The organism is Ferruginibacter sp. (genome assembly GCF_014377975.1).
In the GTDB taxonomy this organism is placed as follows: domain Bacteria; phylum Bacteroidota; class Bacteroidia; order Chitinophagales; family Chitinophagaceae; genus Ferruginibacter.
Genome location: NZ_JACMOO010000333.1, coordinates 1 through 22517, shown reverse-complemented (window position 1 = coordinate 22517; position 22517 = coordinate 1). Strand labels below are relative to the sequence as shown.

The window sequence follows — 22517 nt, the reverse complement described above, 5'->3', positions numbered from 1 at the left end:
TTAATACGCTGAGAAAAATTTCATAGAATATTACGGTAGCAGAGCGCTATTCCAATACAAACGGAAGGGCGCCCATGAAGTCAAATTAAAATAAAAAAGTGGATTTAAAAACGATGTTGTGTTACTTAATACTGTTCGTTTTCGTTGGGAAAATCTCTGCTTTTTATGTCTGAAACATATTGCCGGATGGCACCGGTTATTTGCTCATCCAGGTTTAAATACCTGCGTAAAAAACGGGGCTTAAATTCTGTGTTGATGCCGAGCATATCGTGCATTACCAATACCTGGCCGTCGCAATTACCGCCTGCGCCAATTCCAATAGTGGGAATATGCAAACTGTCAGATACCTCTTTTGCAAGGGTTGCAGGAATTTTTTCCAGCACAATTGCAAAGCACCCTGCTTGTTGTAAAATGAGAGCATCTTTTTTTAATTTTTCTGCTTCTGTATCTTCTGTAGCCCTCACCACGTATGTGCCAAATTTATTGATGGATTGAGGTGTTAAGCCCAGATGCCCCATTACCGGTATACCTGCACTTACAATCTTTTTTACAGACTCTATTATTTCTTCACCGCCTTCAAGTTTTACCGTATGGGCACCACTTTCCTTCATAATGCGGATGGCAGATGCCAAAGCAATGTCAGAATTAGATTGATAAGAACCGAAGGGAAGATCAACTACCACCAGGCATCTTTCTCTTGCTCTCACTACGCTTTGCGCATGATAGATCATCTGGTCTAATGTGATGGGAAGGGTAGTAGCATGACCGGCCATAACATTGCTGGCACTGTCGCCCACTAAAATAATATCAATACCCGCCGCATCAAATAATTTGGCAAATGAAAAATCATACGCCGTTATCATAGAGATCTTTTCTCCGGCTGCCTTCATTTTTTGAAGCGTGTTGGTGGTTACCTTTTTGAATTCTTTTTCTGCAATCATGGTTTGTGTAGATTTTAAAATCTGTAATGGATTTATTGCTTAGCCTTGAGCGAAGGAAGGAGTTGACTCTGCGTTAGAATAAAACAAATCCGGGAATGATCGCCGGTGTAAATGTAGAGAATATTTGTAAAAATTCCCGCAGGAACAGATTTGGAAAATTATGTGGTAATTTTTTATTTTATTGAAAAGCACAGGACGACCTGATTAAAAGCGATTGTAATAAATAGTTAATGACATATGCCAGTGATTTTATCTTACCAAAACTACCGTTCCATTTCTTAAAAATGAACCTCCTGCCGGACAAACCATTTCTGCAAAATATGCATAGGTTCCTACAGGTAAAGGATCCCCTTTATAGGTGCCGTCCCAGCCGGTTGATCTGTCACTTGCAATAAAATTACTGCGTTCAAAAACCGGTGTTCCCCAACGGTTGTAAATAACAAAGTGCTTTACAACCGATATGCCCATGATGCTGAACACATCATTTTTTCCATCGCCATTGGGCGAAAAAGCACCGGGAATAAATACGCGGTTTTCCTCGCATTGCACTTTTAATTGCAGCTTATCCGAAGCGGTACAACCATTGTTATTGGTTACAGTAAGAGTGTACGTTCTTTCTGCCAGCGGCATACATAACGGCGAAGCACAATTGGTGCTGCTAAGATAGTCTGCCGGACTCCAGTTCCACGCAGTAACATCGCTGCTGGTAATGCTTGTTAATGGTATTTGTGTACCTAGTAAAATATCCTTTACTTGTGGTATACTTACAGTGGGTAGCAGTAAAACTTTTACTGTAATGGTAGCAGTATCACTAAAACATTTGTATGCATCTGTACCTGTTATGGTATAAGTTGTGGTGACTACCGGGCTTGCAAGCGGATTATTTATTTGTGAGTTGGAGAGGCCATCAGTAGAAAAAATCCATTGATAAAAGGCCGTGCCGGAAGCATTTAATTGTACCTGCTTACCAAGGCAAACAGAAGCATCTGAATCCATAGTTATTTTGCCTGGCTGCACCACCGTAATTTTTTGATTGCCGGTGCTGGTGCATCCAATATTATCTTTTACTGTAACAACATAATCTGTTGTTATAACAGGGTTTGCCTGCGGATCGGCGATCAGTGGGTTGCTTAAACTACCAGAAGGCGACCAGGAATATACGGCTCCGCCGGAAGCGATCATGCTTAAGGATTGTCCCATGCAAATTCGTGGGTTTTGTGGTACAATTGTAATGACCGGATTGGGATGAACATAGATTGTATCAGCCAAAATAGCAGCAGCAATACAGCTGTTGGAATCAGTTAACAACATCGATGGAAAAAACTTGCCCGGTTGATTGTACTGGTGGCTGGTGCTGATATTATTATTAGCTGCGATGGTACCATCCCCATAATCCCATAAATAATTATTGGTATTTTTGGATGTTGACGTAAAAGTTGGAGTAAAGCCAATACAGCCTTCTTTTTTATTTGCTTTTATACTGCCTTGTGGTAATTGAATATTGACAGAATCTTTAAAAGTTCCTGTAAGCCCGCTTGGGCCATACACATATAAAGTAATGATGTATTTACCGGGTTTTTCATAAATATGGCTGGGGTAATTGAGGTTGTCAGCAGTAGTGGCATCTCCAAAATCCCATTTTACTGAAGTATAGTTATAAGAATTATTAGTCATTTTTACAAGTAACGGCGGGCATCCTGTACCGGTTAAATAAGTACTGATTACGCTAAAGGCGGGAATAAAATTATTGACTGTAATTACCTGTGATGTAGTATCAGCACAACCTGTGAAAGGATTGAGGGCAATTAACTTTACGGTGTACTCACCGGGTTTGTTGTAAGCGTGGCTGGGCGAATAATCTGTGGATATGGCACCATCGCCAAATTGCCAGTTGTATTGTGTATTGTAACTGTTGTAATTGTTGGTGTTGTTATAAAAATATACCGGTACTGTAATATAGGTGTAGTTGCCTGAACTATAAAAGGCAACTTTTGGGCCGTTGACTGTAATGGAAAGGCCGTAAGAGGACGTGCTGGTAATGCAACCAGACGAATCAGTTATGGAAAGGCGTACATAATAATTTCCCGGGTACGCATATACATGACTAACCATGCCACCGCTTGTAAATGTTTGAGAATTCCCATCTCCAAAATTCCATTGCCAGTTTACAATTTTATTGTTGGTTGTAGACGTGTCTTTAAAAACAACCGGTAATTTAAAACAAATGCTGTCGGTAATTACTTTAAATCCCGCCTGTGACCCTTTTATTGCAAGTGGTATAAAATTGGTTGTATCTAGGCATTGAAAATAGGAAGATCTTAATATAACCCTTAACCCTTTAGTGCCTTGAGAAAAATAATTAAGTGTGCCATTAAAAACAGTTGACCAGTAATAACTGCTATCAGTATCTCTTGTGTAGTATCCGTTATACGGGGTATTATCTTTGTATTCGATATTATTAAAATTGTAATGATTGTCGAATGATAATGGTGCCGGGTTATTTTGAAGGTTGGAAATTTTGATATGTACCGTTCCATCCGTACAAACCTGCGTAGCATTGGCAAACAACAATGGACTTTGTTTTAGTAAAACACTTACGTTGGTAGAATCCCTTACGGTGCATTGCCCATTGGTATTTATAAGCACAGTTTTATAGTTGCCTGTACTGGTGTAAGTATGGCTGATTGTTGGGCTATCTGCATGTAGGGTTTTTGTTACGCCATCTCCAAAATCCCATGTCCAGCTTTCTGTTTTTTTTGATTCCTGGCTAAAGGTCACTTTACCCCTGGTTCCATCGCAGGTATTTTCATGGCCTGTTATTTTTGGAAAAGGCGGTAATACTTTGATGTAGTTAATTTTGGTCATTGTATCACGGCAATTACCCTGATTGCCAACTATTAAAGTAACCGTGTAAGTACTGTCGTACAGGTATTGATGCGTTGGGGATGAAGTATTGTAATTGTACGAGACATTTGTATTATCACCAAAATCCCAGTAATATCCAGCACCGGCATCCTGGTAAACAGCGTTAAATGTTAAAGGTGTATTACCACAAATAGTAGTGGATAAAGCTGTAAAACTGGCTACCGGCTTATTGTACACAGAAACAGTGCCATAGCTTGTTGTGCCTTTACAACCACCCTGTGTAATATATGTTAATGAAACAGCCCAATACCCCTTGGTACCAAATAAATGTGTTGGCTGGGCCAGTGCAGAAGTTGCACCATCCCCAAAATTCCAATTGTAACTGGTTATTGGATCTGAACTGGTAGTTGAAAATTTTAATGAATATGGCCCGCAAGATAACGGAGTTCCATCGGCAGTAATACTTACAACTGGCGCTGTAATACTAATATATTGTATAGCAGCAGCAGTGCATCCTGCAACATTGGTTACCCTAAGCCATGCATAATGATCTCCTGTATTGGTATAAGTAAAAGATGGAGCTTGTATGGTAGCTTGTATGTCATTTGAATTATACTGGTTAAAATTCCATTCCCACTTTATGGCAGACGAGGTAGTATCTTTAAAATTATATAAAACCGGTGCGCCACAATTACTGGTTTTGCCGGCAATAAATCCCTGCAGGTTGGGTATTTCATTTGCAACAATTTTTTTAGCAACCGAATCCCTGCAGGAGCCAAAAGTATTTTTTAATTCAATGGTGTGCGCACCTGCTATTGAAAAATTATAATTTAAGTTGCTGTAATAATAATAGGAAGCATTTGCGCCATCTACAAGCCACTCGCTGCTTGTGGCAGCAGGGTTACTGGTATTGATAAAGGTATTATCCGAACCACGGCAAATTAGCGATGGTACTGTAAAATCGCTGTTGAAATTATCTACATTGATATAGCCGTTTTGTGTGCTGGCAGCAGTGCATCCTTCAGAACTGGTAACGGTTAGAGTTACGGTATAAGTACCTTTTAGATTAAAAGTATGCGCGGGTGTTGCAAGGGTTGATGTTGTGCCATCCCCAAAATCCCACAGATAAGTTATTGTGCCCGGGCCAAAACTGGTATTATTAAATTGTACCGCATCGGTAACCCTGCAAAGAAAAGTTTTACTGGCACTGAAAGCTGCACTGATGGCTGGTAAAATTTTAATAAGGTTATCTTTTTTAATTGTTTTAGTACAGCCGTAAGCGTTGGCAACAGTAAGGGTAACAGATGCTGTTTGCGGTACAACGTAAGTATGTGTTACCGAAGAATAATAATTTCGTTCTGTATTTCCATCTCCATAATCCCATGTATAGGTATTATTTACTAAAACAGAAGTTGCTGTAAAATTTATAATTGCGGGTAAACATTCTTTTACCGGTGTTGCCGTAAAATCTGCCAGTGGCGGGGTGTATACAGTTATTTGTTTTGTTGTTACAGAAGAAAGCGTGCCATCTTTTACAGTAAGTGTTACTGTGTACGGCTTTTCATAATTGTAGATAGCGCCGGGATTTTGTATAGTTGACGTGTTACCGTTCCCAAAATCCCATAAATAGGTAGCATTGGCTGAAGCACCTGAAGTGTTATTGGTGAAAGATACAGCCAGTGGAGCACAACCGCCGGTTTTATTAACTTCAAAATTGGCGGTTAATTGAGCCGTAACAGAAATACAATACAAAAAAATAAAAGTTACAACTAATAGCAATGACCTGTAATAAAGCCTGGCAGGGAATGGATACATAGACAGTTAGGTAGTGGTTGCGGGTTAAGTATATGCAATATAAGATACATTTATCTTTTAAGAGGTTTTTATTTTAATAGCGGCAGTCACAATAATTTTGATGAACAAAGATTTTTTTATTGAAGAAGTGGCTAATGGCATTTTGTATAAATTTAGTTTCAGGGAATCATTCAGGATGAGGCAGATAACTGGTAACAAATATTGCATGGATGCTCATTGCTGTGTTTTTTGCAAATCATTTTTTGCAAAAAAGTATTGCAGTAAATTTTAAAACGAGGTGAAGGGTTATTTTAACTCATCCCATAAATGACGGATTAATCCGTCTGCCAAACCAATTTTCGGCACATAAATTTGTTCTGTTCCAGCCCAACGCATCACGTTTATATAAATCTGGATGGCGGGAATAATTACATCCGCCCTGTCTTCCCTTAAAGAATATTTGCTGATCCTTTCAGCCAAAGGCACACTACCTAATTCTTTATAATAATCCCTCAACAATTCAAGCGACAGCGGCTTTCCATCTTTTCTTTTACTCATAGAAAAAACCTTGTTGATATTGCCACCACTGCCAATGGCCACTACTTCTTTTTGACCTTTGGTTGCCGAACGGATATTATCTTTCATTTCATCCCAGTCGCTGTCGGTTACCATATTTTTAAGCAAACGAATGGTGCCGATATTGAAAGATTTTTTATAAGTGAGAATACCATCGCTGAAAAAAGAAAGTTCCGTACTGCCGCCGCCCACATCAATGTATAAATAGCTATGATCTTTATCCATATTTTCTGCCACATGAGTCTCATACACCAGTCCTGCTTCAATATCTCCGGTGATTACTTCAATTTCAATGGCAGTTTCCATTCTCACTTTGCGGATAATATCTGCGGTATTTTTTGCATCACGCATGGCACTGGTGGCGCAGGCTTTAATATGTTCCACCTCATAAGCATTGCATAAATGTTTGTAAGCTTTCATGGTTTGTAAAAGCATCCCAATCTTTTGTTTGGAGATAGTGCCATATTGGAAAACGTCAAAACCCAGTCGCAGCGGTATTCTTACCAGGTTAAGCTTATTGAATACAACAGTACCTTTTTCATCTTTTATAACTTCAGTTATTAAAAGCCTTGCTGCATTACTACCTATGTCGATGGCTGCTAATTTCAATATCCTGTTGGTTTACTATGGTGATAGTTTGTTTGTGCTGCACAAATATACCATTGTAATTTTCTATCAGCTGCTGCCAGTAATAATGAATTTATTATGTGGATAATTTACGGTACAGGTAATTATAGGTATCTACCTGACTACGAACCTTTTTTTTATTGCGGGGATTAATGTATTGGTTATCCAGGTCATTGTCTAATTTTCTTGCTTTAATATTGTCAGACAATTGTATCCGTAAAATATCTTTCAATTCTTCCTGAATATCTTTTTCAAAAATAGGGCAGGCCACTTCTACCCGGTGGTCTAAATTTCTTACCATCCAGTCGGCAGATGAAATAAATACTTTTTCTTTTCCGCCATTGTAAAAAATCATCACCCTGGCATGTTCGAGGTATTCATCTATAATGCTGATGGCGTGTACCGGTATTTTAAACTTTTTATTTTCGGTAAGCATACAAAAAATACCCCTTATCACCATGTTGATTTCCACACCAGCCCTGGCAGCATCGTATAATTTATTTATGAGTAGTTCATCGCTTAGCGAGTTTAGTTTTAAAGTAATGGCTGCAGGTTTTTTTGAGGTGGCCGTTTTAATTTCCCTGTCAATTAACTGTATCAGTTGCCTGCGTAAATTAACCGGGCTTACCAACAGCGTTTTGCATGCTTTTAAAAAATTAATTCTCGTTTTTGGTTGTTCAAGGTAATGAAATATCCTGTTGACATCTGCCATGATAAAACGATCGGAAGTGAGCAGACAATGATCGCCATAAATTTTTGCCGTCTGCTCATTTAAATTGCAGGTTCCCACAAAACCATAATGCACCGTGCGGCCTTTTACAATTTTTTTTATCAGGCATATCTTTGCATGGACTTTTAAATCGGGTACGCCAATCAATACTTTTACGCCCGCTTCTTCCAATTCTTCCTTCCATTCCAGGTTGGCCTCTTCGTCAAACCGGGCTCTTAGTTCAATCACCGCTGTTACTGCCTTACCATTGCGTACCGCATTGGTAAGCGCATTAATGATTTTAGACCTGGAAGCCAGCCGGTAAAATGTTATCTTAATACTTTTTACATCCGGATCAATAGCAGCTTCCCTTAGCAGGTCGGTCAAACTGTCAAATGAATGATAGGGAAAACTAAGCAGCACGTCCCTTTGTAAAATAACATCTGTAACACGATTTACATTCTTTAACAAGGGATGTAAAAAAGGTTTTTTACGGGTACTTTTTTGTTTAAAAACAGCTTCAGGAAAATTAATAAAATCTTTAAAATTATGAATCCGCCCCCCGGGTATCAAATTATCTTTTCCACTTAAGCCCATTCTTTTAATAAGATAAGTGAGCAGGGAGGCATCTATATCTTTGTCGAAAATAAATCTAACCGGCTTACCTTTTTTTCTGTTCTTTAATGCTTTTTCCAGTTTCTGAATTACAGATGTTTCGATGTCGTTGTCAATATCAATTTCTGCATCACGTGTAACTTTAATAATGTGCGACGAAAAAACATCGTAGCCGAAATAAGAAAAAATATAGGGCAAACAAAAACGGATAACGTCTTCCATTAAAATGAGGGTATGTTCATTTGGTTTGGAGGGCAAAATAACAAACCGGTTCAAACGTCTTGCAGGTACCGATACCAGCGCATAGCGCTGCGGAATGCTGTTGTTTTTTGCTGACATTTTACAGGCCAGGTAAATTGATTTATCACTCAGGATAGGAAAAGCCTGGATGCTTTCAATCATCAGCGGCACAATGTTGGAGCGTATTTCATCATTAAAATAGTCGGTAATGTATTGCTGTTGTGCCTTGTTTAATTGAGTTTCATTAATTAAAAAGATCTTTTCCTTTTTTAGTTCTTTCAATATTTCGTTCCATATCCTGTCAAACTCTTTTTGCTGGGTTACCACTTTTTCCTGTATTTCCCGTAATATCGTTTCGGGCGAAACTTCCAGGTGCATATTACCTGCCTGTCCCATTTCTATCATTCTTTTTAAAGTAGCAACACGTACCCGGAAAAACTCATCTTGGTTATTAGAAAAAATACCAAGAAATTTAATTCTTTCCCTCAACGGAACCGTTTCATCTGCAGCTTCCTGCAAAACCCTGCTATTGAAAGATAGCCAGCTCAGATCTCTTATAATTACTTTTTGTTTTAACAAGACTAATTAATTTTTTGGTTTAAAATGGGTAAAATTAAACGGAATGGTATTATTAAAATTAAACACCGTTGTTAAGTTTCCATCAAGTTTTAAAGGGATCGGTTACTATTTAATAATTGACGAAGACTGCGTAAGAACTATATCAGTCTGTTTTTTTCTATTTATAAAAAGTAATAAGGCCAGACAAAGCAACCCAAAAAACAAAATAATAAAAGTGGTCGTTCCCCACATTAGCCAGCCGAACGCTTCACCAATAGACTGATCAATTTTGTATAAACTCAGCACTAAAAAAATAGCGGTAGGAAAAGTGCCTATGCCGCCTGGGGTCAGTATCATGGCTAATGTGGCCAATGTTAAAACCGAACAGGCTGCATTTAGACCCAGGTGAGAAACCTGTTCAATAGCAGAAAAACCAATATAAATCTGCAACAGGTACATACTCCAGATAAGCAGGGTATAAAATAAAAACCATCCTATTTTTTGTAATTTTTTTATACTGGCAATGCCTTCTTTTAAGCCGGTAATAAAATTATTGATTTGTTGTAACAATTTAGCTGAAGCAAATTTTTTAAATATAAAACGTAACAGCAAAAACGCTGCAATAATAATAGCAATTGTGGCAAGTACCGTTGCCCATAAAGGAAGCCTGGTGTTACCAGTTACCATTGTTGCTATTTCTGCCTTTACAAAATTACCTACCAGTTTATACTGTATTAAAACTGTAAAACAAATGAAAATAAAGTAACAAAAAATATCAAAAATTCTTTCTATAACAATGGTGCCGATTAGTTTTTGCACAGGAATTTTTTCATATTTTGCAAGTAGGGTGCATTTTAAAATTTCACCCAAACGAGGCACAAAAGAATTGGCAAGATATCCCACCATTGTTACACAAAATGTATTGAATGATGAAGGTTTGTATCCCAGCGGCTCTAATAATATTTTCCATCTTAAAGCACGGCTTATGTGGCTGGCCAGGGCAAAAAAAACGATAGGAATCAATATGCGGTAGTCCGCACCCGCAAGTGCAGATTTAAATTTTACAGTCTGGTTGGGTGTCATATTATGAAACTGCCACCAGATTAAGAAAATACCTCCTCCTAAAAAAATAATATATTGAAGTATTACACTTGTTTTTCTACGCATATCTATTTAAAATTACAAAGTAAAAACAAACATTCCTTATTACTAAAAAAGATACCCTCACTGGAATGTTTTTAATTAGAGTATAATTTATTCGCTTATCATCATATTATCAATCAGCCTTACCTCATCTAAAAATGCTGCAATTAAAGCCACTGTTTTTTCTTTTCCATCCCAGGTATCCAGTAATTGCAAGTTGTGAGCATTGGCTATGGCAATATAATCTACTCTAAAACCTTTTGCCTGCAAATTTTGCAAAGCAGTTTGCAGCAGGTTGTTTAAAAAACCAGGCCGGATATGTTTTTTTATAAACAGCAGTGTTTTAAAAATTTCGGAAGCCTGCTGTTTTTGTGTAGCGGTTAATCTTTTGTTGCGGCTGCTCATAGCCAGGCCACTGATTTCTCTTACGGTAGGACAAATTATTATTTCCAGCAAAGGAAAATAGATTGCGGCCATTTTTTTTATCACCATACATTGTTGAAAATCTTTTTGACCGAGGTATATTTTACGTGGCGTTATAATTTCCAGCAACCGGTGTACTACCTGGCACACGCCCTGAAAATGACCGGGGCGATATTTTCCATCAAGGATAGTTTCAATAAATCCTACTTTAAACTGTACATTTTTTTTTAAACCTTCCGGGTATATTTCTTCTACAGCTGGCAAAAATAAAATAGTACAACCCGCTTTTTCCAGCAGGTAAATATCTGCATCAATTGTTACCGGGTATTTTTCAAAATCTTCGGGATCGTTAAATTGCATGGGGTTTACAAATATGCTGCAGACTACGATGTCTGTGTCTTTTTTTGCTTTTGCTATTAAAGAAATATGGCCGCTATGTAGTGCGCCCATTGTAGGAACAAAGCCTGTTGACAGACCTTGGGCGCCCGCATCCATCAGCCTTTTTTGTATGTCAGCAATTCGTTTATATATGATCATTCCAGGGGTTATTGTGCTTCAAATCTACGTGCATATTGATTGTAATAAAATTATTGTAACTTTGCATCCCTTTGGGAAAACCTTCTGTCTTAATCTAATCAATCACAAATGTCAACAAAAAAGCGAATTTTATTCATTGCCAATGAAATGTCTCCTTATGTAGAGCTTACAGAGTTTGCGGAGATTATCAATAAACTGGCAGTAAAAGCCAATGATAGTGGAATGGAAGTAAGGTGCATAATGCCACGCTTTGGCATTATCAATGAAAGAAGGCACAGGTTGCATGAAGTAGTTCGTTTGTCGGGTATTAATGTTTCAATAGATGGAGATGATTATCCGTTGGTAATAAAGGTAGCTTCTTTGCCCAATGCCAGGCTGCAGGTATATTTTTTAGACAACGAAGATTTTTTTAAACGTAAAACTGTTTTTACGGATGAAAACGAAAAATGGTATGACGACAATGGTTTAAGAACGGCCTTGTTTTGCAAAGGGGCGCTGGAAACGGTTAAAAAATTCGGCTGGCCGCCAGATATTATTCATTGCAGCGGATGGATGACAGGTTTAATACCCATGTTTATAAAAGCAGCTTATAAAAAAGAACCGGTTTTTAGCAATTGTAAAGTGGTGTACACCATCGGGCAAACAACTTTTAAAGAAAAACTGGGCGCAGATTTTTTAAAATTGATCACCATAAACGACAACGTTACAAAAAAAGAACTGGATTTTTTTAAAGATATAAATAATGTGGCAATGTTCAGGGGTGGCGCTGCGTTTGCAGATGCCATAACTTTTGGCGCAGAAAAAGTTGATAAAAAATTAGTGGAAGAGTTTAGTAAAATAAAAGGTAAAAAAACCTTACCGTATAATGCGGAAAGTGATTTAACAGACTATTTACAATTATATAACGATCTTGCTAAATAGGTAAAAAAACCACACCCATTCATTAAAATATTGTTTTTGTGCAAAGAAAATTTTTACGTTTAGTTTTAAGTGTTACCGTATTTTCAATTATTTCATGGAGTTGTACAAAAATAGATACCACACAAGTTGGTGCCGACCTAATACCCGCTGTAGATAATGTACACACATTTGCTGATACCCTTACTGTTAGTGGAACACAGGGCATTTTAACCCCGGATTCTACGAGAATTGGTTTAACTGATCTTCATGTATTGGGAACTATCAGCAATGATCCGCTATTTGGTACAACGGATGCAAATATTTATCTGGAGATGAAGCCGGGATTTTTTCCATATTATTTTGGCAACAATAAAGATTCAATCGGGCAACCATTTGCTCCTGATGGCACTGGTTTTGATTCTGTGGTGCTTTGCCTTTCTTACAAAAAATTTTATGGAGATTCTACAAAACCTCAGCATGTGAGGGTATTGGAATTAGATCCGGCAGAAACAAATTTCAGATTTGATTCTATTTATCAAACCAATTATCAGCCTGCAGTTTCTCCAACAAATGTTCTTGGAGAAGTTACTGTTATACCAACCGATTTAAAAAATTATACTTTTTTGAATAGCAGAAAAGATTCTGCCAATTACCAGATACGTATCCCGTTGAACGTTGCTTTTTTAAATAAAATTATTGCCAACGGCGATTCAAGTGCCAATAAACCTTTTAATTCAGATTCACTTTTTAAAACTGTTTTTAAAGGTTTTGTTATTCAATCAAACGGAAGTGGGGATAACAATGGGTTGTTTTACATTAATCTAACAGACATCAATACACGCCTGGAAATCCATTACCGTCGTAAAAATGGCACACCAATCGATACCGCTCACTCTTCCTGGGCTGTATCAACAGGTACAAGTGTTACAAAATCGGCAACGGCAAATTATATAAACAGAAACAGGGCAGGTTCACAATACGAACATCCAGCGGCAAATGAGTTATTTATCCAGGCAACGCCCGGCACGTATGCCAACCTTAAAATTCCGGGATTAGACACTTTTAAAAATAGCATTATACACCGTGCGGAACTGATACTGGAAGAAATTCCTTCTGCATTAACAGTATTCAACGCACCGGCATTTTTATATGTGGATGTAATTGATACCGGTTCCATGTGGAAATATAAACCATTGCCTTACGATCTTAATCCGTCAACTTTATATAATCCTAACACAAGTGCCCAGCCCTTTTATCCAACCGGCGGAATTGATTATGCTTATTTTGGTGGAAACCAGCTCAGTAAAATTGATCCTTTAACCGGTTTGCAGATGAACTATTATGTATTTAATATAAGCAGGTATGTACAGGATATCATAACAAAGCAAAATATTAATTATGGGCTTCGTGTATCAGCACCTTATAATTTATTGTACTACGGTTATCGTTTGCCCTTCAGCAACAGACTTGCATTTGGAGGTATTAAAATAGGCAATGGCAACAACCCTAATTATAAGTTAAGATTACGGATTGTATACTCTAAAATCTAAAAAAATTGATAAATAATTCAAAGCCTCCCTTATTTTTGGAGGCTTTGTTGTTTAGTGCTACCCACTTATCTTTGCAATTCAAAAATTAAAATTATATGCCTTATTTGTTTACATCAGAGTCCGTAAGTGAAGGACATCCCGATAAAGTAGCGGACCAGATCAGCGATGCGTTGATTGATAATTTCCTAGCATTTGATCCTAACAGTAAAGTGGCCTGCGAAACGTTGGTAACTACCGGCCAGGTAGTACTGGCAGGAGAGGTTAAAAGTAAGGCATATCTTGATGTACAGGAAATAGCACGGGGTGTTATCCGTAAAATTGGTTACACTAAAAGTGAGTACATGTTTGAAGCAAATTCGTGTGGTATTATTTCTGCCATTCATGAGCAATCGGCGGATATTAACCAGGGTGTAGACAGAAAGAAAAAAGAAGAACAGGGAGCAGGCGACCAGGGAATGATGTTTGGGTATGCTACCAGCGAAACAGAAAATTACATGCCACTGGCATTAGATCTTGCACATTTTATTTTGCTGGAATTGGCAGCAGTACGCAGAGAGAATACAGTAATTAAATATTTACGTCCTGATGCCAAAAGCCAGGTTACATTGGAGTATAACGACAATAATCAGCCGGTGCGCATAGACGCAATCGTGGTTTCTACACAGCACGATGATTTTGCCAAAGATGAAACAATGCTGGCAAAAATAAAAAAGGATATTATCAATATTATTATACCAAGGGTAAGAGCCAAATATCCCAAGTACGATCATTTGTTTACCAATAAAATAAAATACCATATTAATCCAACGGGTAAGTTTGTAATTGGTGGTCCTCATGGCGATACGGGTTTAACAGGCCGTAAAATTATTGTAGATACTTATGGTGGTAAAGGCGCTCACGGTGGCGGTGCATTTAGTGGTAAAGATCCAAGTAAGGTTGATAGAAGTGCAGCCTATGCAACAAGACATATAGCCAAAAACCTGGTTGCTGCCGGATTGTGCGACGAAATACTGGTGCAGGTTAGTTACGCAATTGGTGTAGCACAGCCCACCAGCATAAACGTAGTTACTTACGGAACAGCCAAAGTAAATTTAACGGATGGTGAAATTGCAAAAAAAATAATGGCAATGCCCTGCTTTGATATGCGCCCTTATTTTATTGAGAAACGTTTAAAATTGCGTAGTCCTATTTACAGTGAAACTGCAGCCTATGGTCACATGGGTCGTAAAAACGAAGTGGTAGAAAAAATATTTACTTCTCCCTATGGTAAATCAATTAAAATGAAAGTTGAATTATTTACCTGGGAAAAATTAGATGCGGTGAAGGAAGTAAAAAAGGTTTTCGGATTAAAATAAAGTACTTCAATTTCTTTAAAGCAATTTCTCTCAAAACCATAAGTTTCAAAAAGCTTATGGTTTTTTTATCCCTGTCAATAATAATTAATTTTGCATTGTGAAAAATTTCAGACAACAACAACACCGTCCTAAAAAAAACACCCTGGTTATTGGCCGTGAAGCGGTTATTGATGCCATGAAATCAGGTAAACAATTAGAAAGAATTTATCTGCAAACAACGATACATGGACCTGTGATTGATGAAATTCGTTTGTTGGCAGAGCAGAACCTGGTGCCCATTAATAAAGTACCGGTTGAAAAACTGAACGGCTTCAACATCAGTAACCACGAAGGTTGTGTGGCAATGATCAGTAAAATTCAATATCAGAATCTGCAGGATATTATTTCATTTATAGTTGAAAAGGGAGAAGTGCCCTTGTTTTTAATATTGGATGGTATAACAGATATCAGAAATATTGGTGCCATTGCCAGAAGTGCGTTTTGTTTTGGCGTAAATGCTATCATCATTCCGGATAAAGGAGTAGGAGCCTTAAATGAAGATGCAATTTTAACCTCTGCCGGTGCATTGGAAAATATAGCTATTTGCCGTGTAAACAGTTTAATGAAAACAGTGGATGAATTACACCTGAATGGTATAAAAGTTTTTGCGAGTGAAATGACGGCTGCCAAAAAAGTTTTTGAATTAAACTTAAACGAACCCTGTGCCATTGTGATGGGCGGAGAAGAACACGGCGTTTACCAGCCTCTTTTAAAAATTTGCGATGAACAGTTTCAGATACCCATGACTTCAGACTTTGATTCTCTGAACGTATCGGTTGCAACGGGTATAATTTTATACGAAGTGATGAAGCAAAGATACTAGAGGGAACTATTTTACCTGCATGATTGCGTTTGCAATTTATTCAAACCAGGAACCATCTTCTGTTTTGACGGAAGTGGAAACATTTACTTCAATAGTTTTTATTTCTTCCGCAGTAAAATATCGCCACTTCCCCACCGGTAAATTAGCCAGCGTAATGTTCATAATGCGCACCCGTACCAAGGTGTTTACATTGTAGCCCAAAACCTGGCACATCCTTCTTATCTGCCTGTTAAGCCCCTGTACCAAAATGATCCTGAACCTGTTTTTGCCCTCTTGTTTTACAAAACATTTTTTTGTAACCGTGTCTAAAATTTTAACGCCATTACCCATCTTTTGTATAAATTCAGCATTGATGGGTTTATCTACGGTAACCACATATTCTTTTTCGTGGTTATTACCGGCCCGCAATATTTTATTTACAATATCACCATCATTGGTTAAAAATATTAATCCCTCAGAAGGCTTATCCAGCCTGCCTACCGGGAATATCCTGCTTTTGTAATTGATAAATGCTATGATATTGTGTTTGTCTTTAAGATCGGTTGTACAGGTAATGCCAACAGGTTTATTAAAAACCATGTAAACAATTTTATCTTTCATTTTAATGGGTTCCCCATCAATTTCTACCACATCACCCGGCATTACCCGATTGCCTTTAACGGCTATAGTATTATTAATAGTAACCCGTGCCTGGTCAATGTATTTATCGGCCTCTCTCCTGGAACAAAAGCCTGTTTCACTGATGTATTTATTTAAACTTTTATCCATATACGAAAGAGAAATTAAATTACAATAAAGATAGGCAACCAGCGTTTTACTTTTGTTAATACGGGGATGTTTTATCCAATTGCAGGCAGGTAGAAACATAAATAAAATAGTAGCTTTATAATTCTAATCCACTTGGTCCAAAAAATAACGGGCTGTCTTAATAGCCTTGTGTTATGGTGAAAAGGTTTTAATATTAAGGAATGATTATTGTAATTCAACTTGCCCTAACATTTTATCAGTTATAATGAAACAAATCTTTTTTTGCCTTTTACTTTTATTGTCAGTTGTTTTTACCAGGGCCCAGCGCATGCTGGTAACTACTTTTGCAGGAATCAGTAATTACCAGGGCGATCTGCAGGATAAAAAATTTACTTTTAATCAGGCACATTTGGCGGCAGGTATAGGATTGGCATATGAGGTAACTGATCAATTGTATATAATGGCTGGTTTTAAAGCAGGTAAAATAAGTGGCGATGATAAAAAATTGAATAAAAACGCTTCCCGTAATTTAAATTTTTCTTCACCTGTTACAGAGTTCCACGCTGGCCTTGAATATGATTTAATCAATTTGAAGGAGCAGGATTTAACGCCCTATCTTTTTGCGGGACTGGCAATATTTCATTTTAATCCATCTACTTTGGATACGGCCGGCAACAAGGTTTTTCTTCAGCCATTAGGTACAGAAGGTCAGGGATTTTACCATGGACGTAAAAAATATAATCTTACGCAGCTTTCAATTCCATTTGGGGCAGGGGTAAAAATGGCTTTAAATAATAATGTAAGAATTAGTTTTGAAATAGGGCTCAGAAAAACCTTTACTGATTACCTTGATGATGTAAGTACCACGTATGCAGATAAAAATTTACTTCTCTTAAATAACGGCCAGCGTGCTGTAGACATGGCTTTCAGGGGTGGTGAATTAAAAACCGGATTAGTTTATCCAGGTGCAGGCAGTATCAGGGGAAACGCCCAAAGTAAAGACTGGTACTATTTCACAGGTCTTACTGTTGGCTTTAGATTGAATTCAGGCAATAGTGGAAGGAAATTGAAAACCGATTGTCCTGTAAATGTTTATTGATTGTTTTATATGCTGATGAAAACCAATTGATGGTTTTAGTGTTTTACTTTTACACCGAAACCAAACACGATGGCATATAAGTCTTTAGAAACATGTTTACTTGATCTGGAAGCAAACGGGCAACTCGTCCGTATCCGCGAAGAAGTTGATCCATACCTTGAAATGGCTGCCATACATTTACGGGTACATGAAGCTGGTGGCCCGGCATTGTTATTTGAGAATGTTAAAGGAAGCAAGTTTAGGACAGCCAGCAATATTTTTGGCACACTGCAAAGAAGTAAATTCATATTTCGTGATACATTATCATTGGTTCAGCAGTTGATTGAATTAAAAAATGATCCGGTAAAAGCTATTAAAAACCCTCTCAAAAATTTTGCTGCAGGCATGGCTGCTTTAAAAGCATTGCCGTTAAAAAACCCTTCCAATAAACCAGTATTATTTCAGCAAATACAAATAGAAAATATACCTCAGGTTCATCATTGGCCAATGGATGGCGGTGCATTTGTAACCCTTCCCCAGGTGTATACAGAAGATATTGATGAGCCCGGAATTATGCATGCCAACCTGGGTATGTACCGTATACAGCTTTCGGGAAATGAGTATAGGATGAACAAAGAAATTGGCCTGCATTACCAGTTGCACCGTGGCATTGGTGTTCACCAAACAAAAGCCAATAATAAAGGCCAGCCTTTAAAAGTAAGTGTTTTTGCAGGGGGTCCTCCGGCACATAGTGTGGCGGCTGTTATGCCGCTGCCGGAAGGCATTAGCGAAATGACTTTTGCCGGCGTGCTCGGTGGAAGAAGATTTCGGTATACTTACGTAGACGGTTTTTGCGTAAGCACCGATGCCGATTTTGTGATTACCGGCGAAGTGTATCCGGGAGAAAATAAACCCGAAGGGCCTTTCGGTGATCACCTTGGTTATTACAGTCTGCGGCATAATTTTCCGCTAATGAAAGTGCATAAAGTATTTGCAAAAAAAAATGCCATCTGGCCATTTACAGTAGTAGGACGTCCACCGCAGGAAGACACCAGTTTTGGACAACTGATACATGAATTAACCGGAGCTGCAGTGCAGGCTGAAATTCCTGGTTTAAAAGAAGTACATGCTGTGGATGCGGCAGGGGTGCATCCGTTGCTGTTAGCGATAGGAAGCGAACGGTATACGCCCTATACACCCACAAAGCAACCAGCAGAAATATTAACCATCGCCAACCATATTTTGGGTACCGGACAGTTGAGCCTGGCCAAATTTTTATTTATCACCGCAGATGATAGTAACAAACTTACCACAGCTAATATTCAATTGTACCTGCAGTATATTTTACAACGGATAAATCTTTTAAGGGATATCCATTTTTATACCAACACTACCATTGACACATTGGATTATTCCGGCACTTCTATAAACTTGGGAAGTAAAGTAGTAGTAGCTGCTTATGGAGAAACTATCCGTTCACTGGCAACAGAAGTGCCGGCTTGTTTACAACACCTGCAATATTTTGAGGAGCCTGAAATAGTGATGCCGGGAGTAATTGCATTAAAAGTAACACCTTTTCAATCGTACTCAACTGCTATTAAAGAGATAGATATTTTAAACAACCTACTGCAAAGTAAAATCGATGAATTACAAACAGTTCCAGTGCTGGTTATTTGTGATGATGCGGCGTTTGTAAGTGAAACGCTTCGAAATTTTTTGTGGGTTACATTCACCCGTTGCAATCCATCGCATGATATTTATGGTATAGAAAGCAGCACCATCAACAAACATTGGGGATGCAAAGGACCGCTGGTATTTGATGCCAGGATAAAGCCACATCATGCACCACCAGTTATGACCGATGCAGCAACAGAAAAAAAAATTGATAAATTTTTTAACAAAGGGGGAAGCCTGTATTCCATCCTGCCCTGATAAATGATATACACATGAAACTGATAAAAACGTTTGGGCTGGTGATATTTTTTTATTCCTGCCATGCCCAAAGTGACTCTTCAAAATTACTGCTCAATAAAGATGACAACAGTTTGTTATGGCAGGTAAGCGGTAAGGGATTGAAGCAGCCATCATATCTGTTTGGTACTTTTCATTTGATGTGTAAAAATGATATTCATTTCAGCAATCAGCTAACAACTGCCGTTAACCGTGCAGATAAAGTTTACATGGAAATAGATATGGATGACCCTGCAACAATCCTTGGTGGTATGATGCTGATGACAATGAAAGATGGAAAAACACTACAGCAATTGTACAGCGATGCAGACTATAAAAAAATACGGCAGTATTTTACTGATTCACTTAAAACGCCTCTATCCTTTATTGTAAGAATGAAACCTTTTTTTCTGGAAGCGCTGTTGTATCCCAAAATGATGCCCTGCAAATTGATTTCGGGAGTGGAGGAAGAATTAATGAAAGTAGCGAAAACACAAAAGAAAGAAATAAAGGGACTGGAAACTATGGAATTTCAGGCTGGTGTATTTGACAGTATTCCTTACGAAGAACAGGCAAAGGAATTATTACAGTCTATTGACAGCATGGCATCCAATAAAAAATCTTTTAATACTATGATGCAGGTGTATAAAAATCAGCAGATTAATGAAATAGAAAACCTGTTTAGCAAAAGCGAATCCGGCATGGAAAATCACCAGGATCTTTTATTAAACAACCGCAATAAAAACTGGGTAGTTCAGTTAAAAAGCATCATGAAAACAAACCCTGTTTTTGTTGCAGTGGGGGCAGGTCACTTAGTAGGAAAACAGGGGCTTATAGCCTTATTGCGCAAAGAAGGATATATGGTACAACCCTTGCTGAATCAATAAAATACCTCTTCTGAAAGGTGTTATTGTACAATATATCTCTAACAAAAAAGCCGCTAAAATAAGCGGCTTTCTATCAATAAATATTATTATCTCTTATACCAGGAAATGAAATTTAAAACTGTTCCAGCTTGTTGAAAAAGAAGTCGCCTTCAATCAACGCATTAGAATTACTATCACTTCCGTGAACAGCATTTTCACCGATAGAAGCTGCGTATAATTTACGGATGGTACCTTCCGCAGCCTGTGCAGGATTGGTTGCGCCAATCAGGGTTCTAAAATCTTCCACTGCATTTTGTTTTTCCAGGATGGCTGCTACTACAGGGCCACTGCTCATAAACTCCACCAGTTCACTATAAAAAGGCCTTTCCCTGTGTACTGCATAAAATTCTCCTGCTTTTTCAGCAGAGAGATGTAGCATTTTTAACGCTGCAATTTTAAAACCGGCACTGTTTATTTGTGCTAAAATTGCCCCGGTATGCCCTTTCCTTGTTGCATCCGGTTTAATTATTGTAAATGTTTTGTTACCCATGTTTTTATTTTGAGGCGCAAAGATAGAAGGTTTTTCGGTTTATTGAGTTCATATTCGGGTAAATAAAATAGCTGCCTTTTTATAAAAAAAAGTTAGCAAAACGATAAACTGCTTGTATACTAAAAACAGAAAATGGAAAACTAAAAACTTTCAATTACTTTTGCGCCGCTTTATGCAGTCACTTGAACAAATATTTTCATTATTGTTGCAGCCCCGCAAAGTTGTAATAACCACTCACCAGAAACCGGATGGCGATGCCATGGGTTCTTCATTGGGCTTGTATAATTTTTTAATACAATTTGGCCATAGTGTTACAGTCATATCGCCTACTAACTGGGCCAGCTTTTTAAACTGGATGCCTGGTACAAAGCAGGTGCTCGATTATGAACGGCAAACAGAAGAAGCTGATAAGGCCATTGATGCAGCAGATTGGATTTTTTGTCTTGATTTTAATACCCTTAACCGTACCAAACGGATGGAGCAAAAACTGGAAAATGCAACTGCACAAAGAATTCTCATTGATCATCACCAGGAACCACAGACAGATAAATTTGCTTATGGAGTAAGCGATACCACCAAAAGCAGTACCTGCGAAATGGTATACGATTTTATTGAGGACAGTGGTTATGATGATAAAATAAATATGGAAATAGCAGAATGTATATATGCTGGTGTGATGACAGATACCGGGTCTTTTCGCTTTCCGGCTACCAGTGCCAATGTGCACAGAATGGTGGCCAATCTTAAAGACAAAGGGCTGAGGCAAGGACCGGTTCATGAAGCGTTGTATGATAATTTTCTGGAGAATCGTTTTCGTTTTCTCGGCAATGTTTTGTTAAACAGGATGGAGATATTTTACGAGTACAATACAGCGCTGATAGCTATTCCGCAGGCTGACCTTATTAAATACAATATTAAAACCGGGGATACAGAAGGGTTGGTAAATTATCCTTTAAGCATACAAGGAATAAAATTAGCCGCCATTATTATCGACAGGGGAGAGGAGCGTAAAATCTCTTTTAGAAGCAAGGGAGGTTTTGATGTAAATACTTTTGCCCGCACCTATTTTAACGGAGGCGGCCATTTTAATGCAGCAGGCGGACAAAGCAAAGAATCACTCGATGAAGTAGTGGCATTGTTTAGTAAAGCCATGACAGAAAATAAAAATCAATTAAGTAATTATCAATTTTAAACACAAAAAAACATGAAGCAATTTTTTTATTTAGCGGTAGTATCAACTATATTACTGGTCAGTTGTAACGGGGGCGGGTCTTTTAAGAAAGGCGAAAAAGGAATGGAATATAAAATCATTTCGGCCGCTGGTAGTGGTAAAACATTGCAAAACGGAAACTTTTTTGAAATACAATTTCAACAAACATATAAAGGTGCTGATAAAGACACCGTATTGTATGATTCAAGAAAAACTACTAATCAGATAGCTTCGATGGATTCTGCCGGTATGCCTCCTGCTTATTACAAAATATTCGGCCAGGTAAAAAAAGGCGATAGTATCATTGTAAAACAATTGGTAGATAGTGTTATGAAAGAAGGTGGCAACACACCACCTTTTATGAAAAAAGGTGGTCACCTGATAGCCTACTACAAAATTGTAAATATTTATTCCAATAAAG

General features: G+C 37.9%; 17 protein-coding genes. 9 read left to right on the top strand and 8 right to left on the bottom strand.

All coding sequences use genetic code 11. From position 1 onward, the window contains the following. Positions 1 to 125: 125 nt before the first annotated feature. From panB to panC, 6 genes are all read right to left on the bottom strand, one after another. Positions 126 to 941 (bottom strand): 3-methyl-2-oxobutanoate hydroxymethyltransferase, encoded by an 816-nt coding sequence (panB, locus tag H7254_RS16510; protein WP_301934017.1) that lies wholly within the window; start codon positions 939 to 941, stop codon positions 126 to 128. 249 nt (positions 942 to 1190) lie between these two features. Further along, complete coding sequence (locus H7254_RS16505) at positions 1191 to 5558, bottom strand: PKD domain-containing protein (protein WP_301934016.1); 4368 nt, start codon at positions 5556 to 5558, stop codon at positions 1191 to 1193. Positions 5559 to 5906: 348 nt separating this feature from the next. After that, entirely contained in the window at positions 5907 to 6785 is an 879-nt protein-coding gene (locus H7254_RS16500; protein WP_301934015.1) for an exopolyphosphatase, read from the bottom strand. A gap of 94 nt (positions 6786 to 6879) precedes the next feature. Next, on the bottom strand, positions 6880 to 8946 hold the full coding sequence (gene ppk1, locus H7254_RS16495; protein ID WP_301934014.1) for a polyphosphate kinase 1: 2067 nt from the start codon (positions 8944 to 8946) through the stop codon (positions 6880 to 6882). A gap of 105 nt (positions 8947 to 9051) precedes the next feature. Further along, the gene (locus tag H7254_RS16490; RefSeq protein ID WP_301934013.1) at positions 9052 to 10092 is read right to left on the bottom strand and encodes a lysylphosphatidylglycerol synthase transmembrane domain-containing protein; all 1041 of its coding nucleotides are present in this window, start codon (positions 10090 to 10092) and stop codon (positions 9052 to 9054) included. An 87-nt stretch (positions 10093 to 10179) separates the two neighbouring features. Continuing rightward, a complete protein-coding gene (gene panC, locus H7254_RS16485; protein WP_301934012.1) occupies positions 10180 to 11028 on the bottom strand; it encodes a pantoate--beta-alanine ligase in 849 nt (282 codons plus the stop codon). A 108-nt stretch (positions 11029 to 11136) separates the two neighbouring features. Between panC and H7254_RS16480 the strand changes: the two genes are divergently transcribed. From H7254_RS16480 to rlmB, 4 genes are all read left to right on the top strand, one after another. Continuing rightward, positions 11137 to 11949 (top strand): glycogen/starch synthase, encoded by an 813-nt coding sequence (locus tag H7254_RS16480; protein ID WP_301934011.1) that lies wholly within the window; start codon positions 11137 to 11139, stop codon positions 11947 to 11949. 38 nt (positions 11950 to 11987) lie between these two features. Continuing rightward, complete coding sequence (locus tag H7254_RS16475; RefSeq protein WP_301934010.1) at positions 11988 to 13478, top strand: DUF4270 family protein; 1491 nt, start codon at positions 11988 to 11990, stop codon at positions 13476 to 13478. A gap of 95 nt (positions 13479 to 13573) precedes the next feature. Continuing rightward, complete coding sequence (gene metK / locus H7254_RS16470) at positions 13574 to 14833, top strand: methionine adenosyltransferase (protein WP_301934009.1); 1260 nt, start codon at positions 13574 to 13576, stop codon at positions 14831 to 14833. A 97-nt stretch (positions 14834 to 14930) separates the two neighbouring features. After that, positions 14931 to 15695, top strand: coding sequence for a 23S rRNA (guanosine(2251)-2'-O)-methyltransferase RlmB (gene rlmB / locus H7254_RS16465; RefSeq protein ID WP_301934008.1), 765 nt, complete (start codon positions 14931 to 14933; stop codon positions 15693 to 15695). A gap of 36 nt (positions 15696 to 15731) precedes the next feature. Here the strand turns inward: rlmB and rluF are convergent, their stop codons facing one another. After that, positions 15732 to 16463: a 23S rRNA pseudouridine(2604) synthase RluF gene (gene rluF / locus H7254_RS16460; RefSeq protein ID WP_301934007.1), complete on the bottom strand. Its 732-nt coding sequence runs from the start codon at positions 16461 to 16463 to the stop codon at positions 15732 to 15734. Positions 16464 to 16707: 244 nt separating this feature from the next. On the opposite strand from rluF, the gene H7254_RS16455 reads away from it, so the two are divergent. The 3 genes from H7254_RS16455 to H7254_RS16445 all read left to right on the top strand — a co-directional run bounded on the left by H7254_RS16455 (position 16708) and on the right by H7254_RS16445 (position 20357). Next, the gene (locus tag H7254_RS16455; RefSeq protein ID WP_301934006.1) at positions 16708 to 17541 is read left to right on the top strand and encodes a DUF6089 family protein; all 834 of its coding nucleotides are present in this window, start codon (positions 16708 to 16710) and stop codon (positions 17539 to 17541) included. A gap of 69 nt (positions 17542 to 17610) precedes the next feature. Further along, positions 17611 to 19452, top strand: coding sequence for a UbiD family decarboxylase (locus H7254_RS16450; RefSeq protein WP_301934005.1), 1842 nt, complete (start codon positions 17611 to 17613; stop codon positions 19450 to 19452). Between the two features lie 14 nt (positions 19453 to 19466). Next, positions 19467 to 20357, top strand: coding sequence for a TraB/GumN family protein (locus H7254_RS16445; RefSeq protein WP_301934004.1), 891 nt, complete (start codon positions 19467 to 19469; stop codon positions 20355 to 20357). A 112-nt stretch (positions 20358 to 20469) separates the two neighbouring features. Here the strand turns inward: H7254_RS16445 and H7254_RS16440 are convergent, their stop codons facing one another. After that, the gene (locus H7254_RS16440; protein ID WP_301934003.1) at positions 20470 to 20886 is read right to left on the bottom strand and encodes a nucleoside-diphosphate kinase; all 417 of its coding nucleotides are present in this window, start codon (positions 20884 to 20886) and stop codon (positions 20470 to 20472) included. Positions 20887 to 21058: 172 nt separating this feature from the next. Between H7254_RS16440 and H7254_RS16435 the strand changes: the two genes are divergently transcribed. Next, on the top strand, positions 21059 to 22078 hold the full coding sequence (locus H7254_RS16435; RefSeq protein WP_301934002.1) for a bifunctional oligoribonuclease/PAP phosphatase NrnA: 1020 nt from the start codon (positions 21059 to 21061) through the stop codon (positions 22076 to 22078). Positions 22079 to 22090: 12 nt separating this feature from the next. Then, on the top strand, positions 22091 to 22517 hold a 427-nt coding region (locus H7254_RS16430; protein WP_301934001.1), incomplete at its 3' end, for a hypothetical protein.

Coding starts and splice junctions, on each gene's coding strand:
- H7254_RS16490 (WP_301934013.1), bottom strand. CDS start 10,092: ATGCGTAGAAAAACAAGTGTAATACTTCAATATATTATTTTTTTAGGA.
- H7254_RS16450 (WP_301934005.1), top strand. CDS start 17,611: ATGGCATATAAGTCTTTAGAAACATGTTTACTTGATCTGGAAGCAAAC.
- metK (WP_301934009.1), top strand. CDS start 13,574: ATGCCTTATTTGTTTACATCAGAGTCCGTAAGTGAAGGACATCCCGAT.
- rluF (WP_301934007.1), bottom strand. CDS start 16,463: ATGGATAAAAGTTTAAATAAATACATCAGTGAAACAGGCTTTTGTTCC.
- H7254_RS16480 (WP_301934011.1), top strand. CDS start 11,137: ATGTCAACAAAAAAGCGAATTTTATTCATTGCCAATGAAATGTCTCCT.
- H7254_RS16445 (WP_301934004.1), top strand. CDS start 19,467: ATGAAACTGATAAAAACGTTTGGGCTGGTGATATTTTTTTATTCCTGC.
- panC (WP_301934012.1), bottom strand. CDS start 11,028: ATGATCATATATAAACGAATTGCTGACATACAAAAAAGGCTGATGGAT.
- H7254_RS16455 (WP_301934006.1), top strand. CDS start 16,708: ATGAAACAAATCTTTTTTTGCCTTTTACTTTTATTGTCAGTTGTTTTT.
- H7254_RS16435 (WP_301934002.1), top strand. CDS start 21,059: ATGCAGTCACTTGAACAAATATTTTCATTATTGTTGCAGCCCCGCAAA.
- H7254_RS16440 (WP_301934003.1), bottom strand. CDS start 20,886: ATGGGTAACAAAACATTTACAATAATTAAACCGGATGCAACAAGGAAA.
- panB (WP_301934017.1), bottom strand. CDS start 941: ATGATTGCAGAAAAAGAATTCAAAAAGGTAACCACCAACACGCTTCAA.